The sequence below is a fragment of the Vibrio sp. A1-b2 genome, from assembly GCF_021726015.1.
Taxonomy (GTDB): domain Bacteria; phylum Pseudomonadota; class Gammaproteobacteria; order Enterobacterales; family Vibrionaceae; genus Vibrio; species Vibrio diazotrophicus.
On record NZ_JAKKCI010000004.1, the window covers coordinates 363,205 to 385,262 of the forward strand.

The 22,058-nt window shown below is 43.5% G+C and carries 23 protein-coding genes and 1 tRNA gene; 18 read left to right on the forward strand and 6 right to left on the reverse strand.

All coding sequences use genetic code 11. The annotated features are described in order from the left end of the window. Positions 1 to 297 precede the first annotated feature (297 nt). The 12 genes from cydA to nadA all read left to right on the forward strand — a co-directional run bounded on the left by cydA (position 298) and on the right by nadA (position 10,217). Positions 298 to 1,884, forward strand: coding sequence for a cytochrome ubiquinol oxidase subunit I (gene cydA, locus L3V23_RS11740; RefSeq protein ID WP_042486621.1), 1,587 nt, complete (start codon positions 298 to 300; stop codon positions 1,882 to 1,884). Positions 1,885 to 1,899: 15 nt separating this feature from the next. Beyond that, entirely contained in the window at positions 1,900 to 3,036 is a 1,137-nt protein-coding gene (gene cydB, locus L3V23_RS11745) for a cytochrome d ubiquinol oxidase subunit II (protein WP_102965562.1), read from the forward strand. A gap of 12 nt (positions 3,037 to 3,048) precedes the next feature. Beyond that, complete coding sequence (gene cydX / locus L3V23_RS11750; RefSeq protein WP_000270285.1) at positions 3,049 to 3,156, forward strand: cytochrome bd-I oxidase subunit CydX; 108 nt, start codon at positions 3,049 to 3,051, stop codon at positions 3,154 to 3,156. Then, positions 3,149 to 3,454, forward strand: coding sequence for a cyd operon protein YbgE (gene ybgE, locus L3V23_RS11755; RefSeq protein WP_102965563.1), 306 nt, complete (start codon positions 3,149 to 3,151; stop codon positions 3,452 to 3,454). The genes cydX and ybgE overlap by 8 nt, the downstream gene beginning before the upstream one ends. Positions 3,455 to 3,623: 169 nt before the next feature. Further along, positions 3,624 to 4,031, forward strand: coding sequence for a tol-pal system-associated acyl-CoA thioesterase (gene ybgC, locus L3V23_RS11760; protein WP_102940625.1), 408 nt, complete (start codon positions 3,624 to 3,626; stop codon positions 4,029 to 4,031). Further along, entirely contained in the window at positions 4,021 to 4,704 is a 684-nt protein-coding gene (tolQ, locus tag L3V23_RS11765; RefSeq protein ID WP_042486608.1) for a protein TolQ, read from the forward strand. The genes ybgC and tolQ overlap by 11 nt, the downstream gene beginning before the upstream one ends. 3 nt (positions 4,705 to 4,707) lie before the next feature. Beyond that, positions 4,708 to 5,151, forward strand: coding sequence for a protein TolR (gene tolR, locus L3V23_RS11770; RefSeq protein WP_102954755.1), 444 nt, complete (start codon positions 4,708 to 4,710; stop codon positions 5,149 to 5,151). A 14-nt stretch (positions 5,152 to 5,165) separates the two neighbouring features. Then, positions 5,166 to 6,236, forward strand: coding sequence for a cell envelope integrity protein TolA (gene tolA, locus L3V23_RS11775; RefSeq protein WP_102965564.1), 1,071 nt, complete (start codon positions 5,166 to 5,168; stop codon positions 6,234 to 6,236). Between the two features lie 14 nt (positions 6,237 to 6,250). Further along, positions 6,251 to 7,603: a Tol-Pal system beta propeller repeat protein TolB gene (tolB, locus tag L3V23_RS11780; RefSeq protein ID WP_042486599.1), complete on the forward strand. Its 1,353-nt coding sequence runs from the start codon at positions 6,251 to 6,253 to the stop codon at positions 7,601 to 7,603. 28 nt (positions 7,604 to 7,631) lie between these two features. Continuing rightward, entirely contained in the window at positions 7,632 to 8,174 is a 543-nt protein-coding gene (gene pal / locus L3V23_RS11785; protein WP_042486596.1) for a peptidoglycan-associated lipoprotein Pal, read from the forward strand. Between the two features lie 16 nt (positions 8,175 to 8,190). Next, positions 8,191 to 8,967, forward strand: coding sequence for a tol-pal system protein YbgF (ybgF, locus tag L3V23_RS11790; protein ID WP_102965566.1), 777 nt, complete (start codon positions 8,191 to 8,193; stop codon positions 8,965 to 8,967). 188 nt (positions 8,968 to 9,155) lie between these two features. Further along, positions 9,156 to 10,217, forward strand: a complete 1,062-nt coding sequence (gene nadA, locus L3V23_RS11795; RefSeq protein WP_102954759.1) for a quinolinate synthase NadA — start codon at positions 9,156 to 9,158, stop codon at positions 10,215 to 10,217. An 87-nt stretch (positions 10,218 to 10,304) separates the two neighbouring features. On the opposite strand, the gene L3V23_RS11800 is transcribed toward nadA, so the two are convergent. Then, complete coding sequence (locus tag L3V23_RS11800) at positions 10,305 to 10,877, reverse strand: UPF0149 family protein (protein ID WP_171137578.1); 573 nt, start codon at positions 10,875 to 10,877, stop codon at positions 10,305 to 10,307. Positions 10,878 to 11,065: 188 nt separating this feature from the next. Between L3V23_RS11800 and L3V23_RS11805 the strand changes: the two genes are divergently transcribed. From L3V23_RS11805 to L3V23_RS11815, 3 genes are all read left to right on the forward strand, one after another. Beyond that, positions 11,066 to 13,483 (forward strand): hybrid sensor histidine kinase/response regulator, encoded by a 2,418-nt coding sequence (locus L3V23_RS11805; RefSeq protein WP_237292367.1) that lies wholly within the window; start codon positions 11,066 to 11,068, stop codon positions 13,481 to 13,483. Between the two features lie 259 nt (positions 13,484 to 13,742). Then, positions 13,743 to 14,192 carry an L-alanine exporter AlaE gene (locus L3V23_RS11810; protein WP_042486582.1) on the forward strand — a complete coding sequence of 150 codons (450 nt, stop codon included), beginning with the start codon at positions 13,743 to 13,745 and terminating at the stop codon, positions 14,190 to 14,192. A 159-nt stretch (positions 14,193 to 14,351) separates the two neighbouring features. Then, a tRNA-Ser gene (locus tag L3V23_RS11815) sits at positions 14,352 to 14,439 on the forward strand. Between the two features lie 98 nt (positions 14,440 to 14,537). Here the strand turns inward: L3V23_RS11815 and gltS are convergent. Then, a complete protein-coding gene (gene gltS, locus L3V23_RS11820) occupies positions 14,538 to 15,764 on the reverse strand; it encodes a sodium/glutamate symporter (RefSeq protein WP_102986878.1) in 1,227 nt (408 codons plus the stop codon). 161 nt (positions 15,765 to 15,925) lie between these two features. Here gltS and L3V23_RS11825 point away from each other — a divergent pair, with 161 nt between their 5' ends. Further along, positions 15,926 to 16,765, forward strand: a complete 840-nt coding sequence (locus L3V23_RS11825) for an SGNH/GDSL hydrolase family protein (protein WP_237292368.1) — start codon at positions 15,926 to 15,928, stop codon at positions 16,763 to 16,765. Positions 16,766 to 16,956: 191 nt separating this feature from the next. Then, entirely contained in the window at positions 16,957 to 17,673 is a 717-nt protein-coding gene (locus tag L3V23_RS11830; protein ID WP_237292369.1) for a carbonic anhydrase family protein, read from the forward strand. 62 nt (positions 17,674 to 17,735) lie between these two features. Here L3V23_RS11830 and L3V23_RS11835 read toward each other — a convergent pair whose 3' ends face one another. The 4 genes from L3V23_RS11835 to L3V23_RS11850 all read right to left on the reverse strand — a co-directional run bounded on the left by L3V23_RS11835 (position 17,736) and on the right by L3V23_RS11850 (position 20,949). Then, a complete protein-coding gene (locus L3V23_RS11835; protein ID WP_102968165.1) occupies positions 17,736 to 18,005 on the reverse strand; it encodes a DUF1496 domain-containing protein in 270 nt (89 codons plus the stop codon). A gap of 11 nt (positions 18,006 to 18,016) precedes the next feature. Then, the gene (locus L3V23_RS11840) at positions 18,017 to 18,940 is read right to left on the reverse strand and encodes a 1-aminocyclopropane-1-carboxylate deaminase/D-cysteine desulfhydrase (RefSeq protein WP_237292370.1); all 924 of its coding nucleotides are present in this window, start codon (positions 18,938 to 18,940) and stop codon (positions 18,017 to 18,019) included. A gap of 72 nt (positions 18,941 to 19,012) precedes the next feature. After that, positions 19,013 to 20,275 (reverse strand): HAMP domain-containing sensor histidine kinase, encoded by a 1,263-nt coding sequence (locus tag L3V23_RS11845; protein WP_237292371.1) that lies wholly within the window; start codon positions 20,273 to 20,275, stop codon positions 19,013 to 19,015. Then, positions 20,275 to 20,949 carry a response regulator transcription factor gene (locus L3V23_RS11850; RefSeq protein WP_237292372.1) on the reverse strand — a complete coding sequence of 225 codons (675 nt, stop codon included), beginning with the start codon at positions 20,947 to 20,949 and terminating at the stop codon, positions 20,275 to 20,277. The genes L3V23_RS11845 and L3V23_RS11850 overlap by 1 nt, the downstream gene beginning before the upstream one ends. Before the next feature lie 477 nt (positions 20,950 to 21,426). On the opposite strand from L3V23_RS11850, the gene L3V23_RS11855 reads away from it, so the two are divergent. Next, entirely contained in the window at positions 21,427 to 22,056 is a 630-nt protein-coding gene (locus L3V23_RS11855; RefSeq protein WP_237292373.1) for a TetR/AcrR family transcriptional regulator, read from the forward strand. The last annotated feature ends 2 nt before the right edge of the window (positions 22,057 to 22,058 follow it).

The window sequence follows — 22,058 nt, forward strand, 5'->3', positions numbered from 1 at the left end:
ATAAAGTTCACTTTCTGTTGATCTGGGACATTTTGTTGTTCTGTTGTCTAAAATTCACGCAGTTAATTTGATTTAAGTCAAAGCGCTTTTCTCTGAGAAATCTTTTGAAACGTAGGTTTTTTCTCAGTAGTATTAGCTCAAGCTATATTAGCTGTTACTTAACAATTAACTAACCACAAAAGTACATAAATGCAACAACTAGCTGTTAAATAGCAACATGTTGGCGTTATTCTTAACAGGTATTGTGTTGTTGTAATATGTCATAAGGTGTCATTCAGCCGGCACAAAGGAGTTACTATGATTGACGTAGTTGATCTGTCGCGGTTGCAGTTCGCACTGACAGCGATGTATCACTTCTTGTTTGTTCCATTGACCCTCGGTATGGCTTTTTTACTAGCCATCATGGAGTCTCTATATGTAATGACTGACAAGCAGATCTACAAGGACATGACTAAGTTCTGGGGTAAGCTTTTCGGTATCAACTTCGCATTGGGTGTGGCAACAGGCCTGACAATGGAATTCCAGTTTGGTACCAACTGGTCTTATTACTCTCACTACGTAGGCGACATTTTTGGTGCACCTCTTGCTATCGAAGCCTTAGTAGCCTTTTTCCTAGAATCCACCTTTGTTGGTTTGTTCTTCTTTGGATGGGACCGATTAACCAAGCGTCAACACTTGGCGGTTACGTGGTTAGTAGCACTAGGTTCAAACTTCTCTGCACTTTGGATCTTGATCGCTAACGGCTGGATGCAAAACCCTGTTGGTGCTGAATTCAACTTCGAAACCATGCGTATGGAAATGGTGAGTTTCGCTGAAGTTGTATTTAACCCTGTAGCTCAGGTTAAGTTTGTTCATACCGTGGCTTCTGGTTACACAACGGGTGCAATGTTCATTCTTGGTATCAGTTCGTACTACCTATTGAAAGGACGTGACGTTGCTTTCGCTCGTCGTTCTTTTGCCATTGCTTCTTCTTTCGGTATGGCGGCAATTTTGTCTGTAATCGTACTGGGTGACGAATCTGGTTATGAAGTTGGTGAGGTTCAGAAAGTGAAGCTGGCTGCTATCGAAGCAGAATGGCACACAGAACCAGCTCCTGCAGCGTTCACCATGTTTGGTCTTCCAAACCAAGAAACCATGCATACTGATTACGCCGTTAAGATCCCATATGTAATGGGCATCATCGCGACTCGTTCATTTGATACTGAAGTAAAAGGTCTACGTGACCTTCGTGATGAGCACGTTGATCGTATTCGTAACGGTATGTATGCGTATGAACTTCTAGAAAAACTTCGTGCTGGTGATAAATCATCAGAAAACATGATGGCATTTGATGAAGTGAAAAATGACCTAGGTTATGGCTTGCTGCTTAAACGCTACACTGACAAAGTCACTGATGCGACTGAAGATCAAATTCAGGCAGCGGCAGATGACTCAATTCCAACAGTATGGCCTCTATTCTGGTCATTCCGTGTGATGGTGGGTGTTGGCTTTATCATGCTGTTTGTTTTTGGTATGGCATTCGTACAGACATGTCGTCAAAAAATCGAACAGAAACCTTGGGTTCTCAAAGCGGCACTGTTTAGTATCCCGCTACCTTGGATTGCAATTGAAGCTGGTTGGTTTGTGGCTGAATATGGTCGTCAACCATGGGCTGTTGGTGAAATCTTACCAACCAACGTCGCCGCTTCTGCGTTAAGTGCGGGTGAAATCTGGACGTCTCTGTTCGCGATTTTGGCTCTGTACACAATATTCCTGATTGCTGAAGTATATCTAATGGTTAAGTTTGCTCGTAAAGGCCCTAGTAGCCTGAAAACTGGTCGTTACCATTTTGAGCAAGACGCTAACTCTGTAGAAGACAAAGTTAGTCGCCAAGTAGAAGCATAAGCAAGGAGAGAACACATGTTTGATTATGAAATCTTGCGACTAATCTGGTGGGTACTAATTGGTGTATTGCTGGTTGGTTTCGCAATTACAGATGGCTTTGACATGGGCGTTGGTGCTCTTGTCCCTGTTATCGGCAAAAGCGACAATGAACGTCGCGTAATGATTAACTCTATCGCTCCTCACTGGGATGGTAACCAAGTTTGGTTGATCACAGCGGGTGGTGCTTTGTTTGCGGCATGGCCTTTGGTTTACGCAACGTCGTTCTCTGGTTTTTACCTAGCGATGATTGTGACTTTGGCGGCGCTTTGGTTACGTCCGCTTGGTCTTGATTACCGTTCAAAAATTGAAGAACCAAAATGGCGTAATGCATGGGATATCTGTATCTCAATCAGTGGTTTTGTTCCGCCAATCATTTTTGGTGTGGCATTTGGTAACTTGCTACAAGGCGTACCGTTCCAACTGAACGAGTTCTTGATGCCAACTTACCATGGTTCATTCTTTGGTCTGCTAAATCCCTTTGCACTTCTATGTGGTCTGGTCAGCTTGTTTATGATCCTTCTACAAGGCGCTTCTTGGCTACAAATGAAGACCACAGATGCAGTTCATTCACGTGCGCGTGGAGTAGCGCAGCTTATGGGTCTGTTAACGACGGTTGCATTTGTTGCGGCGGGCTTCTGGGTTCAAGGTATTGAAGGCTATGTTATTGCTGGTGGCATTGATGGCAATGCAGTGTCTAACCCTCTAAACAAAGAAGTCGTGCGTGAAGTGGGTGCTTGGATGAACAACTTTGAGCAATACCCGTTAATGTGGGCTGCGCCTGCATTAGGTGTGGTAATGCCACTACTTGCCGCTTTAGCTTCTCGTTTTGAGAAAGGTGGCTTTGCGTTCTTAGCTTCAAGCTTAGGTAACGCGGGTGTTATCTTTACTGCTGGTTTGGCTATGTTCCCATTTGTAATGCCATCAAGCTTAGATCCGAAGAGCAGCTTAACCATGTGGGATTCTACATCGAGTGAACTGACTCTGAATCTAATGACGGGTGTCGCATTTGTAATGGTGCCAATTATTCTGGCTTACACTTCATGGACTTACTACAAGATGTTTGGTCGTCTTGACAACAAGTTCATTGAAGAAAACAAGAACTCACTTTACTAAGGAGCAAACATTATGTGGTACTTTGCATGGATTTTAGGCGTATTACTCGCTTGTGCATTTGGCATCATCAATGCTCTTTGGCTAGAGCACACTGAAATGATGGATAAAGATAGTGAATAACTTGTCGACTCAGGTTGCCAAGTTCCACTCTCCAATGGATAAAGCCTTATTCAAGGCTTTATCCTTAGTTCTGGGTTTCTACCATCTGTTTTCTATTATGTGGAACCCAGAATCTTACGCTGACAGCATTGGTGGTTTTAATGCCATTGTAGCTCCATTGATCATTTGGGCGATGTGCTCGAGCATGGTGTATGGCGTAGGGTTTAAACCACGTTTTTGGGTTTGGCAGCTATTGTTTAGCCCTTACATTTCACTTCCGATACTGATTATATTCACTGGGATACGACTTCTCGCTTAAGTGATTGAATTTTCAGTTGGTGAAGAATTAGACGAATTAGCGCTTTCTCTTTGAGGTAGCGCTAATTTTTTTGACACTCTGTTACGAATTACCTCATTCCCCCTTGTACTATCGACAATGAGTTGCGTTATAGTAAAACCTCATTCGGTAAATCAATTAATCCAAAATTATGAAAGCGTTTCATTGGCCAATCACCATTTACTACGAAGATACGGATGCAGGTGGTGTCGTTTATCATTCGAACTACCTCAAATTTTTTGAAAGGGCTCGCACTGAAATGCTGCGTGCAATTGGTGTATCTCAACAAGTTTTGTTGGAACAACGCATAGGATTTGTTGTCAGACATGCCGACATCGATTTTATACAAGGTGCTCGCTTGGACGATCAACTCAATGTTGTCACGACTATTTCTGAACTAAAGAAAGCATCGCTAATATTCTGTCAGGAGCTCGTCAATCCTGATAACAAGGTGTTGTGTAAAGCAATAGTTAAGGTAGCATGTATCGACAATGAGAAGATGAGACCTAAGGCCATGCCTCAATTAATTATTTCGGAGTTAACCAACAGTGCAAGCTGATATTTCAATTCTCGACCTTTTCCTTCAGGCCAGTTTGTTAGTCAAAATGGTCATGCTGATCCTTTTGGGAATGTCGATTGTTTCGTGGGCGATGATCATCAAGCGTTATAAAATTTTGTCAAAAGCCACAAAAGACGCTGAGGCGTTTGAAGATAAGTTTTGGTCAGGTACAGATTTAGCTGTTCTTTATCAAGATGTGAAAAAGCGCAAAGACGAAATCATGGGCACAGAAGAAATCTTCTATTCAGGTTTCACTGAATTTGCTCGTCTACGTAAAACGAACTCTGACTCACCTGACTTTGTGATGGAAGGTACTGGTCGAGCAATGCGCGTATCTGTGGCACGTGAAGTAGAAGAGTTAGAAGCAAACTTACCATTTCTAGCAACAGTAGGCTCAATTAGTCCTTATATCGGATTGTTTGGTACGGTGTGGGGTATTATGCATGCGTTCATTGCGTTAGGCGCAGTAAAGCAAGCCACATTAGCAATGGTTGCGCCGGGTATCGCTGAAGCACTAGTTGCGACCGCAATGGGTCTGTTTGCTGCAATTCCAGCGGTAATGGCATACAACCGTTTGAGTAATACGGTTGGCAAGTTAGAGCACTCTTACGCAACGTTTTCTGAAGAATTCCATAGCATTTTACACCGCCAAGCAATGGCGGGTAGGGAATAATCAATGGCCGGTTATCAGCCAAAAAAGCGTAAACTCACTGCTGAAATCAACGTTGTACCTTACATCGACGTTATGTTGGTGTTGCTCATCATCTTCATGGTTACATCACCATTTGTTACGCAAGGCGTCGATGTAGAGTTACCTAAAACATCAACGGCTAAACCAGCGTCTGAGATGGCTGGTGATAGTGATGCGAGCTTTATCATTGTAGAAATTGATAAAGAAGGTAACTTAGGCTTGAGCGTCAACAATGAAGAGGTGCAGCGAGGACTGTCGCTACAAGATATTATCGTCAGAGTGAAAGCAGAACTATCACTTAAGCCAAACTCTCCGGTTGCCGTAGGTGGTGATGCTGCCACACCGTATGCAGAAGTGGTACTTGTGTTAGATGAATTAAGTCGAGCCGGTATACCAAAAGTCGGGTTGTTAACGGATATCAAGGAATAGGCTTAACATCGTTCATGAAAGATCATAAGTCGAAAAAGAATTCATATACCAAGCCGATAGCGATTTCTGTCGGCCTTCATGCAGTTTTGATTGCCGCTTTGCTTTGGGGGACAGACTTTACCATGTCTAAACCTGAACCTTCTGGCCAAATGGTGCAAGCGGTAGTGATCGACCCAAATTTGGTCAAGCAGCAAGCTGATAAAATCCGTAGTCAACGCGAAGCCGCATCTAAAAAAGAGCAAGAGCGTTTGGATAAGCTGCGTAGAGAAAGCGAGCAGTTAGAAAAGAATCGCAAAGCGGAAGAAGAACGCATTCGTAAGCTGAAAGAGCAGCAAGCCAAAGAAGCTAAAGCAGCGAGAGATGCAGAGAAGCGTCGTCAAGAGCAAGAAGAGCAGCAAAAGATTGCTGCAGAAAAAGCGCGCGTAGCAAAAGAACAAGCTGCTAAAGCAGAAGCAGAACGAAAAACCAAAGAAGAAGCGGCTAAGAAAGCGGAGGCTGAACGTGTAGCGAAAGAGGCCGCGGCAGCGAAAGCAGAGCAAGAAAGAGTAGCGAAGGAAAAAGCGGCTCAGGAAGCTCAAGAAAAAGCCCGTCGTGAACGTGAGGCTGCGCAGAAAGCAGAACAAGAAAGAATCGCGAAAGAAAAAGCGGCAAAAGAAGCGGCTGAAAAAGCGAGACTAGAGAAAGAACGAGCAGAAAAAGCAAGGCTAGAGCGTTTGGAACAGGAAAAAGCACTGAACAGTATCTTTTCAGGCTTAGAAAGTGAAGCTCAGCAAAACACCTCGGCTCGTTCACAATATGTAATGAGTGAAGCGGAACGTTGGGGGGCAATATATACCCAGATGATTCAGCAAAATTTGTTACTGGAAGACAGTTTTAAAGGAAAAGAATGTAAGGTGAACTTGCGTTTAATTCCAACGGGCGCAGGCGCAATAGTGGGTGAGTTATCGGTTATGAACGGTGATTCGCGCCTATGTTCTGCGACAAGACGTGCAGTAGCGCAAGTTGGAACATTTCCATTACCGAAAGACGATTCTGACGTAGTCGAAAAACTGAAAAATATTAATTTAACCGTAGTACCAGAGTAAAAAGGATAAAGCTTGTGTTTAAGCGATTGATTTTAGGATGTGTACTTGTCATCACAAGTAGTCTGCAATTTGCCAATGCAGCGTTGGAGCTGGTTATTACCGACGGTATTAACTCTGCGCGCCCAATTGCCATTGTTCCATTCAAATGGGAAGGTTCCGCTCCGTTACCACAAGACGTTTCGGCTGTTATTTCATCAGACCTACAAAGAAGTGGGAAATTCAGCCCAATTCCTACAAGCAAAATGCCGCAAACTCCGTACACTGAAACACAAGTGAAGTTTGATGCTTGGACCAGTATCGGTGTCGATGCGCTGCTTACAGGAAGCATTACCCAAAATGCTGAAGGTAACTATGTTATCAATTATCAACTAGTAGACGTTGTGCGTGGGCAACTGACTCAGGGGCAAGGTAAAGCGTTGAGTTCAGATGGCCAGTTGGTTCTTTCTAAAGATCATGTACTGTTCAACAAGGTTGCGACCGTACCTGCGAAACGACTACGTGAATACGCGCATCGAATTTCAGATCTTGTCTATGAACAACTCACTGGAGAAAAAGGTGCGTTTTTAACTCGTATTGCCTATGTGGTCGTGAACGATAAAGATCCTTACCCATACCAATTACGTGTTGCAGATTACGACGGTTACAACGAAAGACTGGTTCTTCGTTCTAAGCAGCCTCTTATGTCGCCTTCATGGTCACCGGATGGTAAAACACTGGCTTACGTTAGTTTCCAAAATGGTCAGGCAGAAATTTATCTGATGAACATTTACACCGGAACTCGTGAAAAAGTGACGTCATACCCACGTCATAATGGGGCACCAAAATTTTCTCCTGACGGAAAACAGTTGGCGTTAGTACTGTCTAAAACAGGCAGTCTACAAGTGTATACCTTGGACTTAGCTTCCCGTAAGCTGACGCAAATAACGAGTGGTCGCTCAAATAACACGGAGCCATTTTGGCATCCGAATGGTGAATCGCTCATATTTACATCAGATCGGGGTGGTAAACCACAGATATATCAAGTAAATTTGTCAGACCGTGCAACGACGCGTTTGACTTGGCAGGGCAGCCAAAATTTAGGCGGTCAGATTACTCCGGATGGTCGATTCCTCGTAATGGTGAATCGTTCAAACTCTGGCTTTAACCTGGCAAAACAAGATTTGGAAACGGGATCAGTACAAGTTCTTACAAAAACTTTGCTTGATGAGTCTCCAAGTATTGCGCCGAATGGTGGTATGGTTATATACAGTTCCATCTACAACAAGACCAACGTATTGTCGATGGTCTCAATAGACGGAAGATTTAAAGCTAGATTACCGGCAACCAACGGACGTGTACGCGCTCCTGCCTGGTCTCCGTTCTTATAGCGAAAAATACAAAATAAAGGAAAACAAGATGCAACTTAATAAAGTTCTTAAAGGGCTACTAATTGCGCTACCAGTACTAGCAGTGACAGCTTGTAGTTCAAGTGATGACGCAGCAAGCAACGCTGGTTCAGAAACAACTAACCAATCAACTTCAGGTTCAGCTAACCAAGTTGACACAACTGTTGTTTCTCCAATGGATCAAAACGGTCAGCTTTCTGAGCAAGAGCTTAAAGAGCAAGCTCTACGTGAAACTTCAACAATTTACTTCGCATTCGATAACGCAACTATCGCTGGCGACTACGAAGAAATGCTAGCGGCTCACGCAGCTTACCTAAGCAAAATGCCAAGCCTTAAAGTAACTATCGAAGGTCACGCTGATGAGCGCGGTACACCAGAGTACAACATCGCACTAGGTGAGCGTCGTGCACAAGCAGTAGCTAAATACCTAGAAGCACTAGGTGTTCAAGCTGACCAAATCTCTATCGTTAGCTACGGTGAAGAGAAGCCTCTTCTTCTTGGCCAATCTGACGAAGTATATGCTAAGAACCGCCGCGCAGTTCTAGTATACTAAATCGGGGATGAACCTCATGTTCAGTAACTTAAAGCGCCTGATCACGCTTACGTTACTGGCAAGTGCAGCGAACAGTTCGTTCGCTGCACCAGCTCCAGTATCTGATCTCAGCAATAATTCATCTAGCCAAGCCTCTTCTACTCGAGCAGCTTCTTCAGAATCTGAAGTTCAGCGATTAGAACGTCTGCTTGAAACTCGTGCGCGTCTTCAAGTGCAAATGCAGCAGCAGCTAGACACCATGGCTCTCGAAATCAATGAATTACGTGGGCAGATAGAAAAAAATAACTACGATATGCAGCAGATGTTACAACGCCAAAGGGAGTTGTTTGTCGAGCTTGACCGTGTTCGTGGTGAAATGAAAAAGCCTGCACCTGCGGCGGCTGCATCTAACGATGAAGACGTTCCTCAAGGTACATTCAGCAGTGATGCAGATGAACAAGCGGCTTATCAAAATGCCGTAGACCTAATTCTGAAGAAACGTGACTACGCTGGTGCGATAGCCGCCTTCCAACAATTCCAAAAAGATTATCCAAACTCGAACTTTGCACCAAATGCGCATTATTGGTTGGGGCAACTGTACTTCGCTAAGAAACAAGATAAAGAAGCTGCGACCAGTTTTGCTGCAGTAGTTTCTTACAAAGAATCTAACAAGCGAGCAGATGCTTTAGTGAAGTTAGGCGATATTGCTAAACGAAACAATAATGAAGCTCAGGCTAAAAAGTACTATCAACAAGTGGTTGATGAATACCCAACCAGTGCTTCAGCGAAAGTCGCTAGTGAAAATCTGAAGTAATAAAGCAGATGATAGGAAAGAGGTTGCCAAACGGCAGCCTCTTTTTTCTTTCACTTTTAGCTAAAGCGACGGATATCGCTCTTGAGCCAGCAAATTTACTGTCGCTGCGCAAAAGAATCATTTTTGCCTATCTATTCTATGTCGGTGTACAATGCCCGAATTAAAGGAAGTTGCATAGAGCATGAGCAATGAGCCATATATTAGATAAAATCGATACGGTTTACCCATTCCCTCCAAAACCGATTCCATTATCGGCGGAAGAGAAGCAAACCTACCTTGCGAGTATTAAAGAGCTGCTAAAAGAGAAAGACGCAGTTTTAATCGCGCATTACTACACCGACCCAGAAATCCAGGCCCTTGCGGAAGAAACAGGCGGCTTTGTTGGTGATTCTCTGGAAATGGCAAAATTTGGTAACCGCCACCCAGCAAGCACATTGATTATCGCTGGCGTACGTTTCATGGGCGAGTCTGCGAAGATTCTCACGCCAGAAAAACGTATTTTAATGCCAACGCTAGAAGCAGAATGCTCGCTTGATCTAGGCTGTCCTGCTGACAAATTTTCTGAGTTTTGCGATGCGCACCCAGACCATACTGTGGTTGTATACGCGAACACTTCTGCTGCTGTAAAAGCGCGAGCTGATTGGGTAGTGACATCAAGTATTGCTCTTGAGATCGTAGAGCAACTTGAATCAGAAGATAAGAAAATCATCTGGGGACCAGACCGCCATCTTGGCTCTTATATCGCTAACAAAACTGGCGCAGACATGCTGCTTTGGCAAGGCGAATGTGTGGTACACGATGAGTTTTCAGCAGATGCGCTGAAGAAGATGAAAAGCCTCTATCCAGAGGCGGCAATTTTGGTGCACCCAGAATCACCTTCAAGTGTTGTCGAACTGGCTGATGCAGTAGGTTCTACAAGTCAGTTGATCAAAGCTGCCAAAGAACTCCCTCATCAGAAAATGATTGTCGCAACAGACAAAGGCATTTTCTTCAAGATGCAGCAGTTGGTTCCTGAGAAAGAGCTAATTGAAGCGCCAACAGCAGGTGCAGGTGCGACTTGTCGTAGTTGTGCGCATTGTCCTTGGATGGCAATGAACGGTTTAAAAGCGATTGAAAAAGCGTTAAAAGATGGTGGACGCGAACACGAAATTTTTGTTGATGAAGAGTTACGTGTTAAGTCTTTGATCCCACTAAATCGTATGTTGGATTTCGCAGAGCAGCTTAATATCAAAGTAAAAGGCAACGCTTAAGCGCGGCTAGCAACGAATTGACACGCCAATCAAAATGAAAGAAGCCAGCATAATGCTGGCTTCTTTTTTTCTCATAGAAGATGAGTACTACTGTGCCTCAGCAAGAGCAACACCGCGCTGAGTTAAGCCACATAGCATGACTGGTATTGCAGCGTAGATCTCTTCAAACTGATCTAAGCCTTCCATACCTTGCTCATTTAAAGTCGTCAGCGCTGTTTCTGGATCGTAAAGCATGCTGAGAGAAAGAAGAACGCCGCCCAGTAGGGCATTATCTTGGCTCTCTTCTGGCATTAGCACTTCCCAGTCATCGCGGGCAAGCTGCCAACCCTGCAATACACCTTCACAGAAATCACGTACTGAATCGGTAACGATTTCTTCTTCGTCAAGGTCATAACCTTCAGGCCAAACCCAAGTACCTTCTAAAAATGAAGAGCGATATTGGTTCCACATATCAATAATATGTTGGATGTAAGTTTCTAGTTGCTCACCATCACTAAAAGGTGCGACTTCTTCGCCCCCCCAAAGGAAAGGTAACCATTCCTGCGGAGGAAGAATGTTTGGCGCACAGGCCATAGCAGCAACAAAGCCACGTGACTTAGCTTCGTTAAGCAACTTATCTTCAAATTCAGGTTGGGTAAGGATATCGTGTAAGGTCAAAATAGGGTTCCATACTTTACTGCAAAAATTAGCACTATCTTACCCTTAACCGTCTTTTGATGCGAGTTCACAGAAGACCCCGTTTTTTAACAAACAAAATGCGGTTTGGATTAACATTTGCAGCCTTCTTATGAGTAAATTCCCATATAATTTCACTATACTGTTGCTAAAGGATTTTTTATCAAAGGCTTATGGAAATACGTTCATCATTAAAGCGCAAGAGCATGTTCGCTCTCATCGTGTATTTGTGCTTTTTCCTGGCCACAATTGGCTCGTTGACCTACTTGGCTGTGGATTCCCCTTTCAGAAAAGAGTTGAAGCAGTATTTAGACTTGCGTGCTGAGCTTCTTTCGTCGCAAGTTTTAGACCCTCTCAATCGCTCGGTGGGCGTTCTGCAAAGTATAGTTAGTATTGCTCAAGCATCAGAAAGCCAAGAAGAGGCTTCGCGCATGCTACGTTCGATATTTTCTACTGTCGATGACGTTGTCATCAGCGGTGGTATTTGGCCTAAGCCGTTCAGTATTGACCCTTATATTAAGTACAAAGGCTTGTTCTTTAACAGAGCCACAGATGGCAAAGTCGACCAGCTCCACTCTTGGAATAATCCAGAATCAGGCGGATATGACAGTGAAGTTTGGTATGTGGCAGGAATGGAAGAACCAAGCGGTAGTATATTTTGGTCTCCTGTTTATGTGGATTCATTCACTCAGATCCAAATGATCACAGTGACTTCGCCGTATTATGTAAACGGTGAATTTGCTGGGGTAGCCACGGTTGATCTATCTTTGCAAAGTTTGACTGCACTGATTTCACTTCACGCAGAGAGATACCAACTGGGTGTTTCGCTGCGAGACTCATACGGTTCAACCATTACAGAGCATAATTTCCGGTTGCGGGATGGAGCGTATGTCAGTAAGTACGCCTTTGGTGACTTTAACTGGAAGCTTGATGTAGTGAACTCGCATCGCTTGGTCGACGATGATGTGTTTGACTTAGTGATGAGTGTCGAGAAGGGTATCTTGCCGCTACTACTTTTCTGTCTGATGTTGGGTTACTACTTAATTAATCGCTACCTGATTAACCCAATTGTGGTGATTGCACAAAAAGTCGATGATTCAAAAGAGGGTGGCATCATTGATGTTCCTTACCACAGCCAGGATGAGATTCGTTATTTGATTGATACCTTCAATCAAAAGACTGTGTATTTGGAAGCGGAGAAAATCAAAGCGCAAGCCTCGACAAAATCTAAAAGTATTTTCCTTGCTACGCTGTCTCATGAGATTCGCACGCCAATGAACGGCGTTCTCGGTATGGCTCAGATACTACTGCGAGGGGACTTAAAACCTCAGCAACGTAAACAGTTGAAAAGCCTGTATGAGTCTGGCGAACACATGATGTCACTGCTTAATGAGATGCTCGATTTCTCTAAATTCGAACAAGGGCACATGGAGCTTGATAACAGCAAGTTTCCACTTGAATTTATTATTGGCAGTGTCACCAGTGTTTACTCCTCCCTTTGCCATGAGAAAGGTTTGCAATTTAAGGTCTACTCAGAAGTACCTGCAAATCGCTGGTACTTTTCCGATAAGGCGAGAATTCGTCAGATTTTGTTTAACTTATTAAACAATGCGGTGAAATTTACCTCGCGTGGTTTCGTGGAAGTGTTTTTCAGCGAAGTGAAGCTCGACGGTCAGCTCTATCTGAGTATCAGAGTCCGTGACACTGGTATTGGTATCGAGAAGGCGGCGCAGGAGAAAATATTCCGGCCATTTGAACAGGCGGAATCTTCAACCACCCGACGGTTTGGTGGCACAGGCCTAGGCTTAGCGATTGTTAAACAGATCGCTGAACTTATGGAAGGAACGGTTTCCGTTAACAGTAAGGTGGATATTGGCACCAGTTTTCAAGTGAATCTGAAGATTGATGTTTGTGAGCCTGAATTGGTCGAGAGTAATCACTCACGTCATTTAAGCTTTTCTGGATTGAAAGTATTGATAGTGGAAGACAACCGCACCAACACCATGATCATCGAAACGTTTATGAAAAATAAAGGTTTTGAATGTGAATGTGTCGAAAATGGTGAGCTTGCAATACAAGCAGTTGCGAATGGGCAATTTGACCTCATTCTTATGGATAACCACATGCCCGTCAAAGACGGCGTTGAAGCTATACATTCAATCCGCCAACTGGAAGGCCCTCAATCTCAAGTTCTGATCCTCGGCTGTACTGCAGATGTGTTTAAAGACACAAGAGAAAGCCTGTTGAATGCCGGAGCAGACTCGATAGTCGCGAAACCTATCAATGCAGGTGAGCTGGATGATGCTCTCTATAAGCACATTAACAAGCTTTACCAGTACCATTCAGAAATGCCTAAGTTGGCTTTTAGTGGCAGCGCTGAGGAGTTGTTAGTCAAACTCTATATTGCCATCGAAAATAAAGCCGTCGGTGAAGCGTTGGACATAGTTGAGTTATTAGAACATTCCTTGGAACTGCCTAGTGACAGCCAATTGGTCACAGCGCTGACAGCGGTAAAATCTCATCTAGAAGAAGGTGAGATACCTCCTAAAGAATCTATCGATTTATTAACCATATTGCTTTCAGATTATTAAGTCATTAGAAGAGACCCACGGTTTAAAATTTAAACCTTTAAGCATAGTTGAATCATTTGTTATAACTGTGTGAAATAAGAGAGAGATGCTACTTTGCATTTCATTTATGGTTGTTTATTTAGTAACTGAATAAAAATACGAGATCAAAAACTATATAAGTTGTGCTCTAATGGCGCCATTAACTGCCTGGACTTTTTATGGTGGTGATATGTGTTATGAGAGCGCTAATTTTGCAGTTTATTATCTTGTGAGGACATAAATGAAAGCTCGTGGCCCTTTTTGTATACGTCATGCTGCTGCGGACACTTTTGCAATGGTTGTTTTCTGCTTTGTATCGGGGATGATTATTGAGATCTTTATCTCTCAGATGACATTTGAGCAGTCACTAGCGTCGCGAACCTTGTCTATCCCCGTAAATATCGCTATCGCTTGGCCCTATGGTGTATTTCGAGATTTTATGCTGAGACAGGGGCGCCGTATTTCAGAAACCAGTTTGATGAAAAACGTGTCCGATCTCGTGGCTTATGTGCTTTTCCAATCACCGGTATATGCTGCCATCCTATACACAGTTGGTGCTTCAACAGACCAAATCATGACAGCCGTTGCGAGTAACGCTGTAGTTTCTTGTGGAATGGGCGTGATTTATGGCTACTTCCTCGATATGTGTCGTCGTTGGTTTAAAGTGCCTGGCTATTACCGTGCGATGTGATACAGCTAAAGAAATAAAACACAGTTGTAGGGAAAATATTCAATTTAGCCAATTAGTAAGCAAATAACTTAGTTAGAACGCTTTTTTTGGGATTTTTCCTTGACGATCATTAGCTGAATCATTAAATTAGCGCCTCGTTAGCCGTTATGGTTAACCTCCGGTGAGTTGTCCGAGTGGCTTAAGGAGCACGCCTGGAAAGTGTGTATACGGCAACGTATCGAGAGTTCGAATCTCTTGCTCACCGCCAAATTAATGTTAAAAGACGCCTTATGGCGTCTTTTTTCTTATCTGAAAAAGAAAGGTACGCATTGCGTACCTTTCTTTGTATCTAGCCTTTAGGTCTGCTTAACCTAAAAACGATATGTAGCCCTGCAGGATGATCAGGTTAACAATGTCGATGAAGAATGCGCCGACAATAGGAACCACCATGAACGCCTGGGGTGATGGTCCAAAACGGTTAACGATAGAACCCATATTCATCACCGCTGTAGGCGTTGCTCCTAAACCAAAACCGCAGTGTCCCCCCGAAATAACCGCCGCGTCATAGTTGCTGCCCATGACTTTAAACGTCACATAATAGGTAAATACCGCAAGCATGGCTGACTGAACCGCCAAAATGACTAAGAATGGAATAGCAAGGTCGAAAATGTTCCACAGTTTAAGGCTCATTAGCGCCATGGCTAGAAACAAGGCTAAAGATACTGTACCCAACATATCGATGGTTTCAGCGTCTAATTTTCGGATTTTAGTGACTTCTAAGAAGTTGGTAATGATGACACCAATAAACAAGGCGTAGACAAAGTCGGGAATCATCAGCCATGAGATTTCATAAGAGCTGACCCAAAGTTCCAAATACTTTGCTCCAGTCACGCAGATAAGTAGAAAGAACAGCTTCTCAATGACTTTCTTTGCTGTCACTTTATCTTCTTCATACTCATTGTAGGTAACCAGTTCTGGGAATTTCTCGTGCGTTTTAGAACCTCTGCCGTACTCAGACTCAATGTTATTCTTTTCCACCAGACGTTGTGCAACAGGGCTGCCGATAATACCGCCGATGATCAGACCAAAAGTAGCCGATGCCATTGCGATTTCGAGAACGTTATTCATGCCATAGACATCTTGGAAAGTCTGAGACCATGCTGCACCTGTACCGTGTCCGCCAGACAACGTGATTGAACCTGCTATTAAGCCCATTAGTGGCTCTAAACCCAAGGCCGTCGCCAGTGACACTCCCACGGCGTTTTGGATGACGATGTAGACGGATGCAATAGCTAAGAAAATAAACACTTTTGCTCCGCCTTTCATCAGCTGTGTATAGTTGGCCGCAAGACCCACCGTGGCGAAGAACATCAACATGAATGTGTTTTGTAGTGGTAAATCAAACTCTAAATCAACGCCATAAAAATGCAGTACTGTAATAGCGCAGGCGATAATCAAGCCGCCAACAATTGGCTCTGGAATGTTAAATTTGTTGAGAATTGGCAACTTGGCATTAATGAAATGCCCTAGGAAAAGTACACTGATTGCAACTAAAAATGACTCAAGTGCACTTACTGATATCAAATGATTCATATTGCCCCTTATTCGTGGTTATATTCATCGTTCTTGAGGTGAGAGTGTTATGCGTCTTGTAGGGTAATAGCAAGCCCTTACCAGCATTTTCCGAAAAAATTGATGGCAAATGTAAGACTTTCATTGGTTTTATCATCAGATGAGAAGAAAGGTGTCAATAAATGACCAGAGAAGAGCTTTTAAATGAACTCACGAACGCTGAATGCCTAGACTTGGTAAAGCTCTATCAAGCTAACCCTTCCCAACATTTTTACACTCTGGTCGAACAGCTATATACATTACGTGATGAACACGATTTAACTACTCGAATTTCGAGATTTAAAACAGACGTTGAGAAGCTAACCCAATCACTTGAAGATTTTAATATTGCTCCAGAGCAGTTTAAGCAGATAGCTCAGTCGCTCGATCTTAATCAACGTACTCAAAAGGTGATCCGATTTATGCAAACCCAAGATAACCACATAGCTTTTGCTAAACCTGTCGAACTGGTGATGTATGGTGATTCCATAACAGAATGGGGGCCTTGGCACGATGGTATTCAAGGCGTGACGTTAGCAAACCGTGGTTTGAGTGGCGATACAACGGATGGAATGAAGTATCGAATCGAAAGCACCACCGCCTGTCAGCCAAAACTCATCTGCATGATGGCTGGAATTAACGATTTGTCTCAAGGCTATCGAGTTGACGAAATTATGGAGAACTATAGCCAGATGCTGAACTACTGGCATCAGAGAGATATCGAGGTATGGGTACAATCGACGTTATTTGTTGGTGAGCGATTAAACGAGTTAAATCCTCTGATAGCACAGTTAAACCAAGAGCTCATCAAACTGTGTAACAACACTGGAGCAAAGTACATCGATTTGAATGCAGTCATATGTCCGCAAGGTGTATTGCCATTAACTTGCAGTGCAGACGACCTCCACCTTAACTCGTATGCGTATGGCAAGTGGCTATCACTATTAACGCCAATGCTGGACGATTACTTTGAGCATGTTTAGCAATGGATTCAGAATGAAGTTATCTCTGTGTTGAAAGTGGATAGAAGGTATTAGCGAATTGAAAATTTGCAGCAGTCTCTAACTTCGGTGACTCGACTTTATCACAATTGAGTAATCAAAGATTTCATCGATTTTTCAGCTATTGCTCTGTGTAATTATCCGGTTTTTCTATTGGTGAACAGGGATAAACGATGAAAAAAACGCTAGTGGCTGCTGCAATGATTCTTGCTTCAATGAGCCAAGTTCAAGCTTCTGATTGGGGATATCACGGGGAGCATGCGCCTGAGAATTGGGGTAAGGTTTCAGCGGTATGTGCTCAAGGACAAAACCAAAGTCCTATCGACATCAGCGCTGTAACAAAAGCAGAACTGAAAAACCTTAAGTTTGATTATTCCGGCCAAGCAGTGTCTATCACTAACAATGGTCACACTCTGCAAGCATCTGTTTCTGAGCAGAATACACTGTGGGTTGATAATAAGGCTTTTGAGTTAAAGCAGTTCCATTTTCATACGCCTTCAGAAAATCACATCGATGGGCTGTCTTATCCGTTAGAAGCACATTATGTTCATGCTGATAATGACGGTCACTTAGCGGTTGTTTCTCTGTTTTTTAAACTGGGTGAGCAGAATGCTGAGTTAGCAAAACTACTGGCTGTAGCGTCGAAAGAAGAAGCAAAAGCAGACCTGTCGAAACCGTTTGACGTGACGTCTCTGTTACCAAAAGAAAAGCAGTACTACCGCTTTAATGGCTCATTAACTACACCGCCGTGTTCTGAAGGTGTACGTTGGTTGGTATTGAAACAGCCATTGACCATTTCAGCCGATCAGGTTGAGAAGTTTGAACAGTTGATGGGACATAACAACCGTCCGATTCAAGCAATTAATGCTCGTGTAGTCATGGGGCAATAATTATCTCGAAGCCTACTTTGATCGGTTTGGTATCGAGTAGGCTTCTTCATCTCACACATTAATCACTCTTTGTGAGACTTCTTTTCATTGTTGAGTTGAACCCACTTTAACTGCCCGTTAGTTTCAAAGTTGTTTGCTGCTTGGCAAATCATGTATAGCTCTCCGACCTGCAATAGTGCACCTTCTGAATAAGCTTGGTCTTGATAGTAGCAAACGCGTTTACCTACATTGCCATCGACAACTACAGGGACGGGAGTCGCAGGAGTTGAGATCGTTTTAGCCATCGATATAGGGCTAAAAAGTACTAACAATAGAGCAAAATATTTAGGCATAAAGCTGTTCCTTATAGGTCAAATTGGCGTTGGTAACGAGGAAGCATGCTCTCATTACCTAACAGACCACCCTGATGAATATAGATGAGTGCAGGGCGTTTTTCAGTTTGTATATCAGCGTTTGCAAATGACTCTTTTTGCAGCCAAGAGATTAAGCAGCGCCACATTAGAGGGTCATAGAGCAAATCAAACTCTACATGAGTTTGTTCATGAAGCTGTTGCCAGATATCAAAATCTTCACGATAGAGATGGCCAAAGTAGTGTTTGCTATCAAGTTGCAGTATCTCTGGATGGCTTGTTTCACCCAGCTCGTGGAACTGTTCCGTAAGGTATTCGGCACCACCGACACAAGGGCAGGTGACAACCTGGACCCCATGAGGTTGAAGTGCTTTATGCAAAAAGAGCGCCGTAGTGCCTGTTCCCGAAGGAAGTGCGACACACCACTCTTGTTTAGGTTGCATGCGAATCCATTCCAGAATCTCTGATGCCAGTTGTTTGACACCGGCTTCGGCTAATTTTGAACGTCCACCTTCAGGTACAGACAAACAGCTTTCATCTGGCTGTCGAATCTGTTCAATATACTCTCTTGGATGCAGACCAAATGGACGGGTCTCTATGATGTTAGCGTTAAGCTCCAGAGCGCCACGGTAGTTGCCAATTGGGCGCTGTTTTAGCCATGCAGGAATATGGTCAACATAAAACTCTAGTTGCCAGCCACGAATACGAGCTAAAGCTGCCATTGAATACAAGGAGTTAGCCTGCGCAGAGCCATAGCCAATCAGTGTCGTTACTAGAGGCAAATCAGCGTCCAGTAGAGACATGAATTTTCTGGCTTTATTACCACTAAACTGCGAGTGCAACTGGTCATCACGTTTGAGATAAAAATGATGACCGTTGAAATGGTGCTCAGTAATAGGGCTGTTTGCGAGTTTCATAACTCTTCCTGTTGCAATGAAATAGCCAAGGGAAGCGCATTATAACCTTAACAACTTCGCTCAGACGTAAGTTTATTGCCCAAAACTGATTAAGGCTTCGCAGCCTGTAGTAGGACGATTCTTAATCGAAAAATGCCAGTGATATCGGCGACATAAGTCTTCTACTATCAGCAAACCTAAGCCATGCCCGTCTTGATTTTTTGCCTGATTAAGACCGGGGCCATTGTCTCTGACGCACAAAGAGTCAGCAGAGACTTCCAGCGTGATCTCTCCTTGATGTGTGGCGGCTATGGCGTTTCGCAGCAGGTTTCCTACCACCATATTTAAAACAGCGGGTGCCGCTTTGAGCTGAGGCATTTGGTGGAAAACCAAAGCAATGTCGATATCTTTGTCTTTAGCCTGAGCACTGTTGAGTTCAATAATGGTTTCAAATTCAGTTTTACTCACTTCTCTGACAACGGCTTCCTCTTCACTGCGTTCATAGCGCACAAGGCCAAGCAAAGCGTCAACTATGGTACTCATCTGAGCGGTGGCTTCATTGATACGCACGATTTGACGTTTCTGGAAATCATCAGAGGCATTGCGTTCCAACAATTTGCTAGCACCTTTTACTATGGTTAACGGAGTTCTTAGCTCGTGGCTGGCATAACGGGCAAACGCTTGTTCACGCTTAATTAGACTGTGAATTTCATGGCGATATTGATTGAGCTCGTCGGCTAGAATTTTAAATTCACTCGCACCGCCGCTAGGTATTTCAAATACGTGAGCAGCGTTGCCACTGTGTTCTGTCAGCTGCTGTGTGAGGTTATTAATCGGTTCAATTAAACGTTGTGAGAGTCGTAACAGTAGGCCGCCAAAGATGAGTAGAAGTCCTGCGACACTGGTAACAACAATAAGACCTGAGAATAAGGTTTCATTTTTCCCAAACTCTATCTGGTTGATATCCGACAGCAAGATGACGGGTTTTCTTGAACCATCTTTATAGTAGTAGCTGAAAAACACCATACGTGAATCTGGGTCGCTTCCGACTTCACCGACAAAGCTATCTCTGCCTTCAAAATACTTATGGTATTCGGCTGGAACTAGGCTGATATCGTTATAGGCAGTGGTAAGGACATCAATGGTGATTTTGCCTTGTTCACCATTCATAAAGCGAGCGATGGCTTCGTTCTTATCTATTTCGATGCGTCGTTCACCCACTTTGTCTTCTGACCAGTGCAGAGCCGTATAAAAAATAATGTAACTGGCTAAGCCCATAACCAAAGCGACACCAGTAAAAAATAGGGCTAATTGACCAGTAAGAGTACGGGTATTGGCAAAACTTATGGTGTTCATTATACCATCTCCAAACGGAAGCCAATTTTAGGCACGGTGACTAGCATAGGAGACTCGAAAGGTTTATCTAACTGGTTACGGAGTTGGTAAATGTGGCTACGCAGTACATCGTTGTTTGGCTCGTTATCCTGCCAAAGCATATCCGTAATTTCTTCGCGAGTGACCACATCGGGAGCACGTTGGCAAAGCAGTTCCAAAATGGAATAGGTGGTTGGATTTAATGAAAGCTTGATGCCGTCTCGATACGCTTGATGTGTCTTTTGATCGATGCGTAAGCTAGCGAATTCGAGAGACGTTTCAGTTACTGTCCTTCTATAACGCTTAATTAACGCGTGCAGGCGAGCTTCAAGAATTTCGAGATCAAAAGGTTTGGTCAGGTAGTCATCGGCACCGTATTTAAAGCCGCTCAACATATCTTCACGGCTATCCAAAGCAGTCAGCATTAGCACTGGTGTGGTATTACCGGCCTCTCTGAGTTTCTCACAGACGGTTAATCCATCCATACGCGGTAGCATCAGATCTAAAATGATGGCGTCAAACGGGGTTTCTAAAGCCAACTTGAGGCCTAGCTCGCCATTGTCGGCATAGTCGAGCTCCATCCCTTCACTTTCAAAGTAATCAAACAATATTCCCGCCACTTCTCGATTATCTTCAACCAGTAATATTTTTTTCATTTCAACGCTCGTTCATTTGCATCGCTTACCGCCTAAAGCAACAAGCCTAGACCTATTTGGTTCTATCTTGCATCTATTCATCGTCGAAGAAAAGTCATATCCCTTAGTGCATTTAACCCGTGGGTGTTTGAAATGAATAAAAAAAAGCCCAGAACATAAGCGATCTGGGCGGATACAAAAATGGAGTTAAATATGAAAAGCAGTGGTGTTCGTGTTGTTAGAAGAAAAACAGTTTGACGGCCTGTGAAACTCTTAATGCGCTAACAACGGACACTAATTAGGACTATGCATTTTGGGTTTAGTTCCTTGGGGAATGAAAAAAGATTAAGTTTTTTGTTTTTCTCTATCGATGACAAGGGGATGCAAGGAAATGGCAAAGTAAGATCAAGAAGTGTGATGTTAATCTGTTGTTAATTTTGTGTATCAGAAGTATATTTCAAACAGGTGTTTGATTTAAGTATTTCCTGTGAGTGATGAATGGCGTCGAGAAGTAGTACCAAAGAAAAAATACTGGATGTAGCTGAAGGGCTTTTCGCTGAACAAGGTTTTAATGATACCTCGTTAAGAACGATTACCGGCAAAGCCGGAGTCAATTTAGCTTCAGTGAATTATCACTTCGGTGATAAGAAAACTTTGGTTCGCGCAGTGCTGAACCGTTACTTAGAGGCATTTATGCCTGAAGTACACAAAGCTCTGATTACGTTGAATCAACGTGAGTCTTACTCAATGGAGGATGTGTTTGAATCATTGCGAGAACCTTTGAGAAATCTCAACAAGGTCAGTACACACGGTACCAGCCGTTTTATGTTGTTGATCGGAAGAGGTTATACAGATGTGCAGGGGCATCTGCGCTGGTTTATCACCACTCGTTACCAAGATGTATTGAAATTGTTTACAGACTCGGTAATGAAAGCGAACCCTGAATTAACACGCGAAACTCTGTTTTGGCGTCTGCACTTTACCTTAGGCACATGTGTTTTCACTATGGCTTCAAGTAAGGCGCTGGCAGAAATCGCAGAAAATGATTTTGGAAGTAAGGTCGATGCAAAAGTCGTTGTTGACCAGATCATTCCATATCTTGCTGCTGGCGTAGCAGCGAAAATATAAGC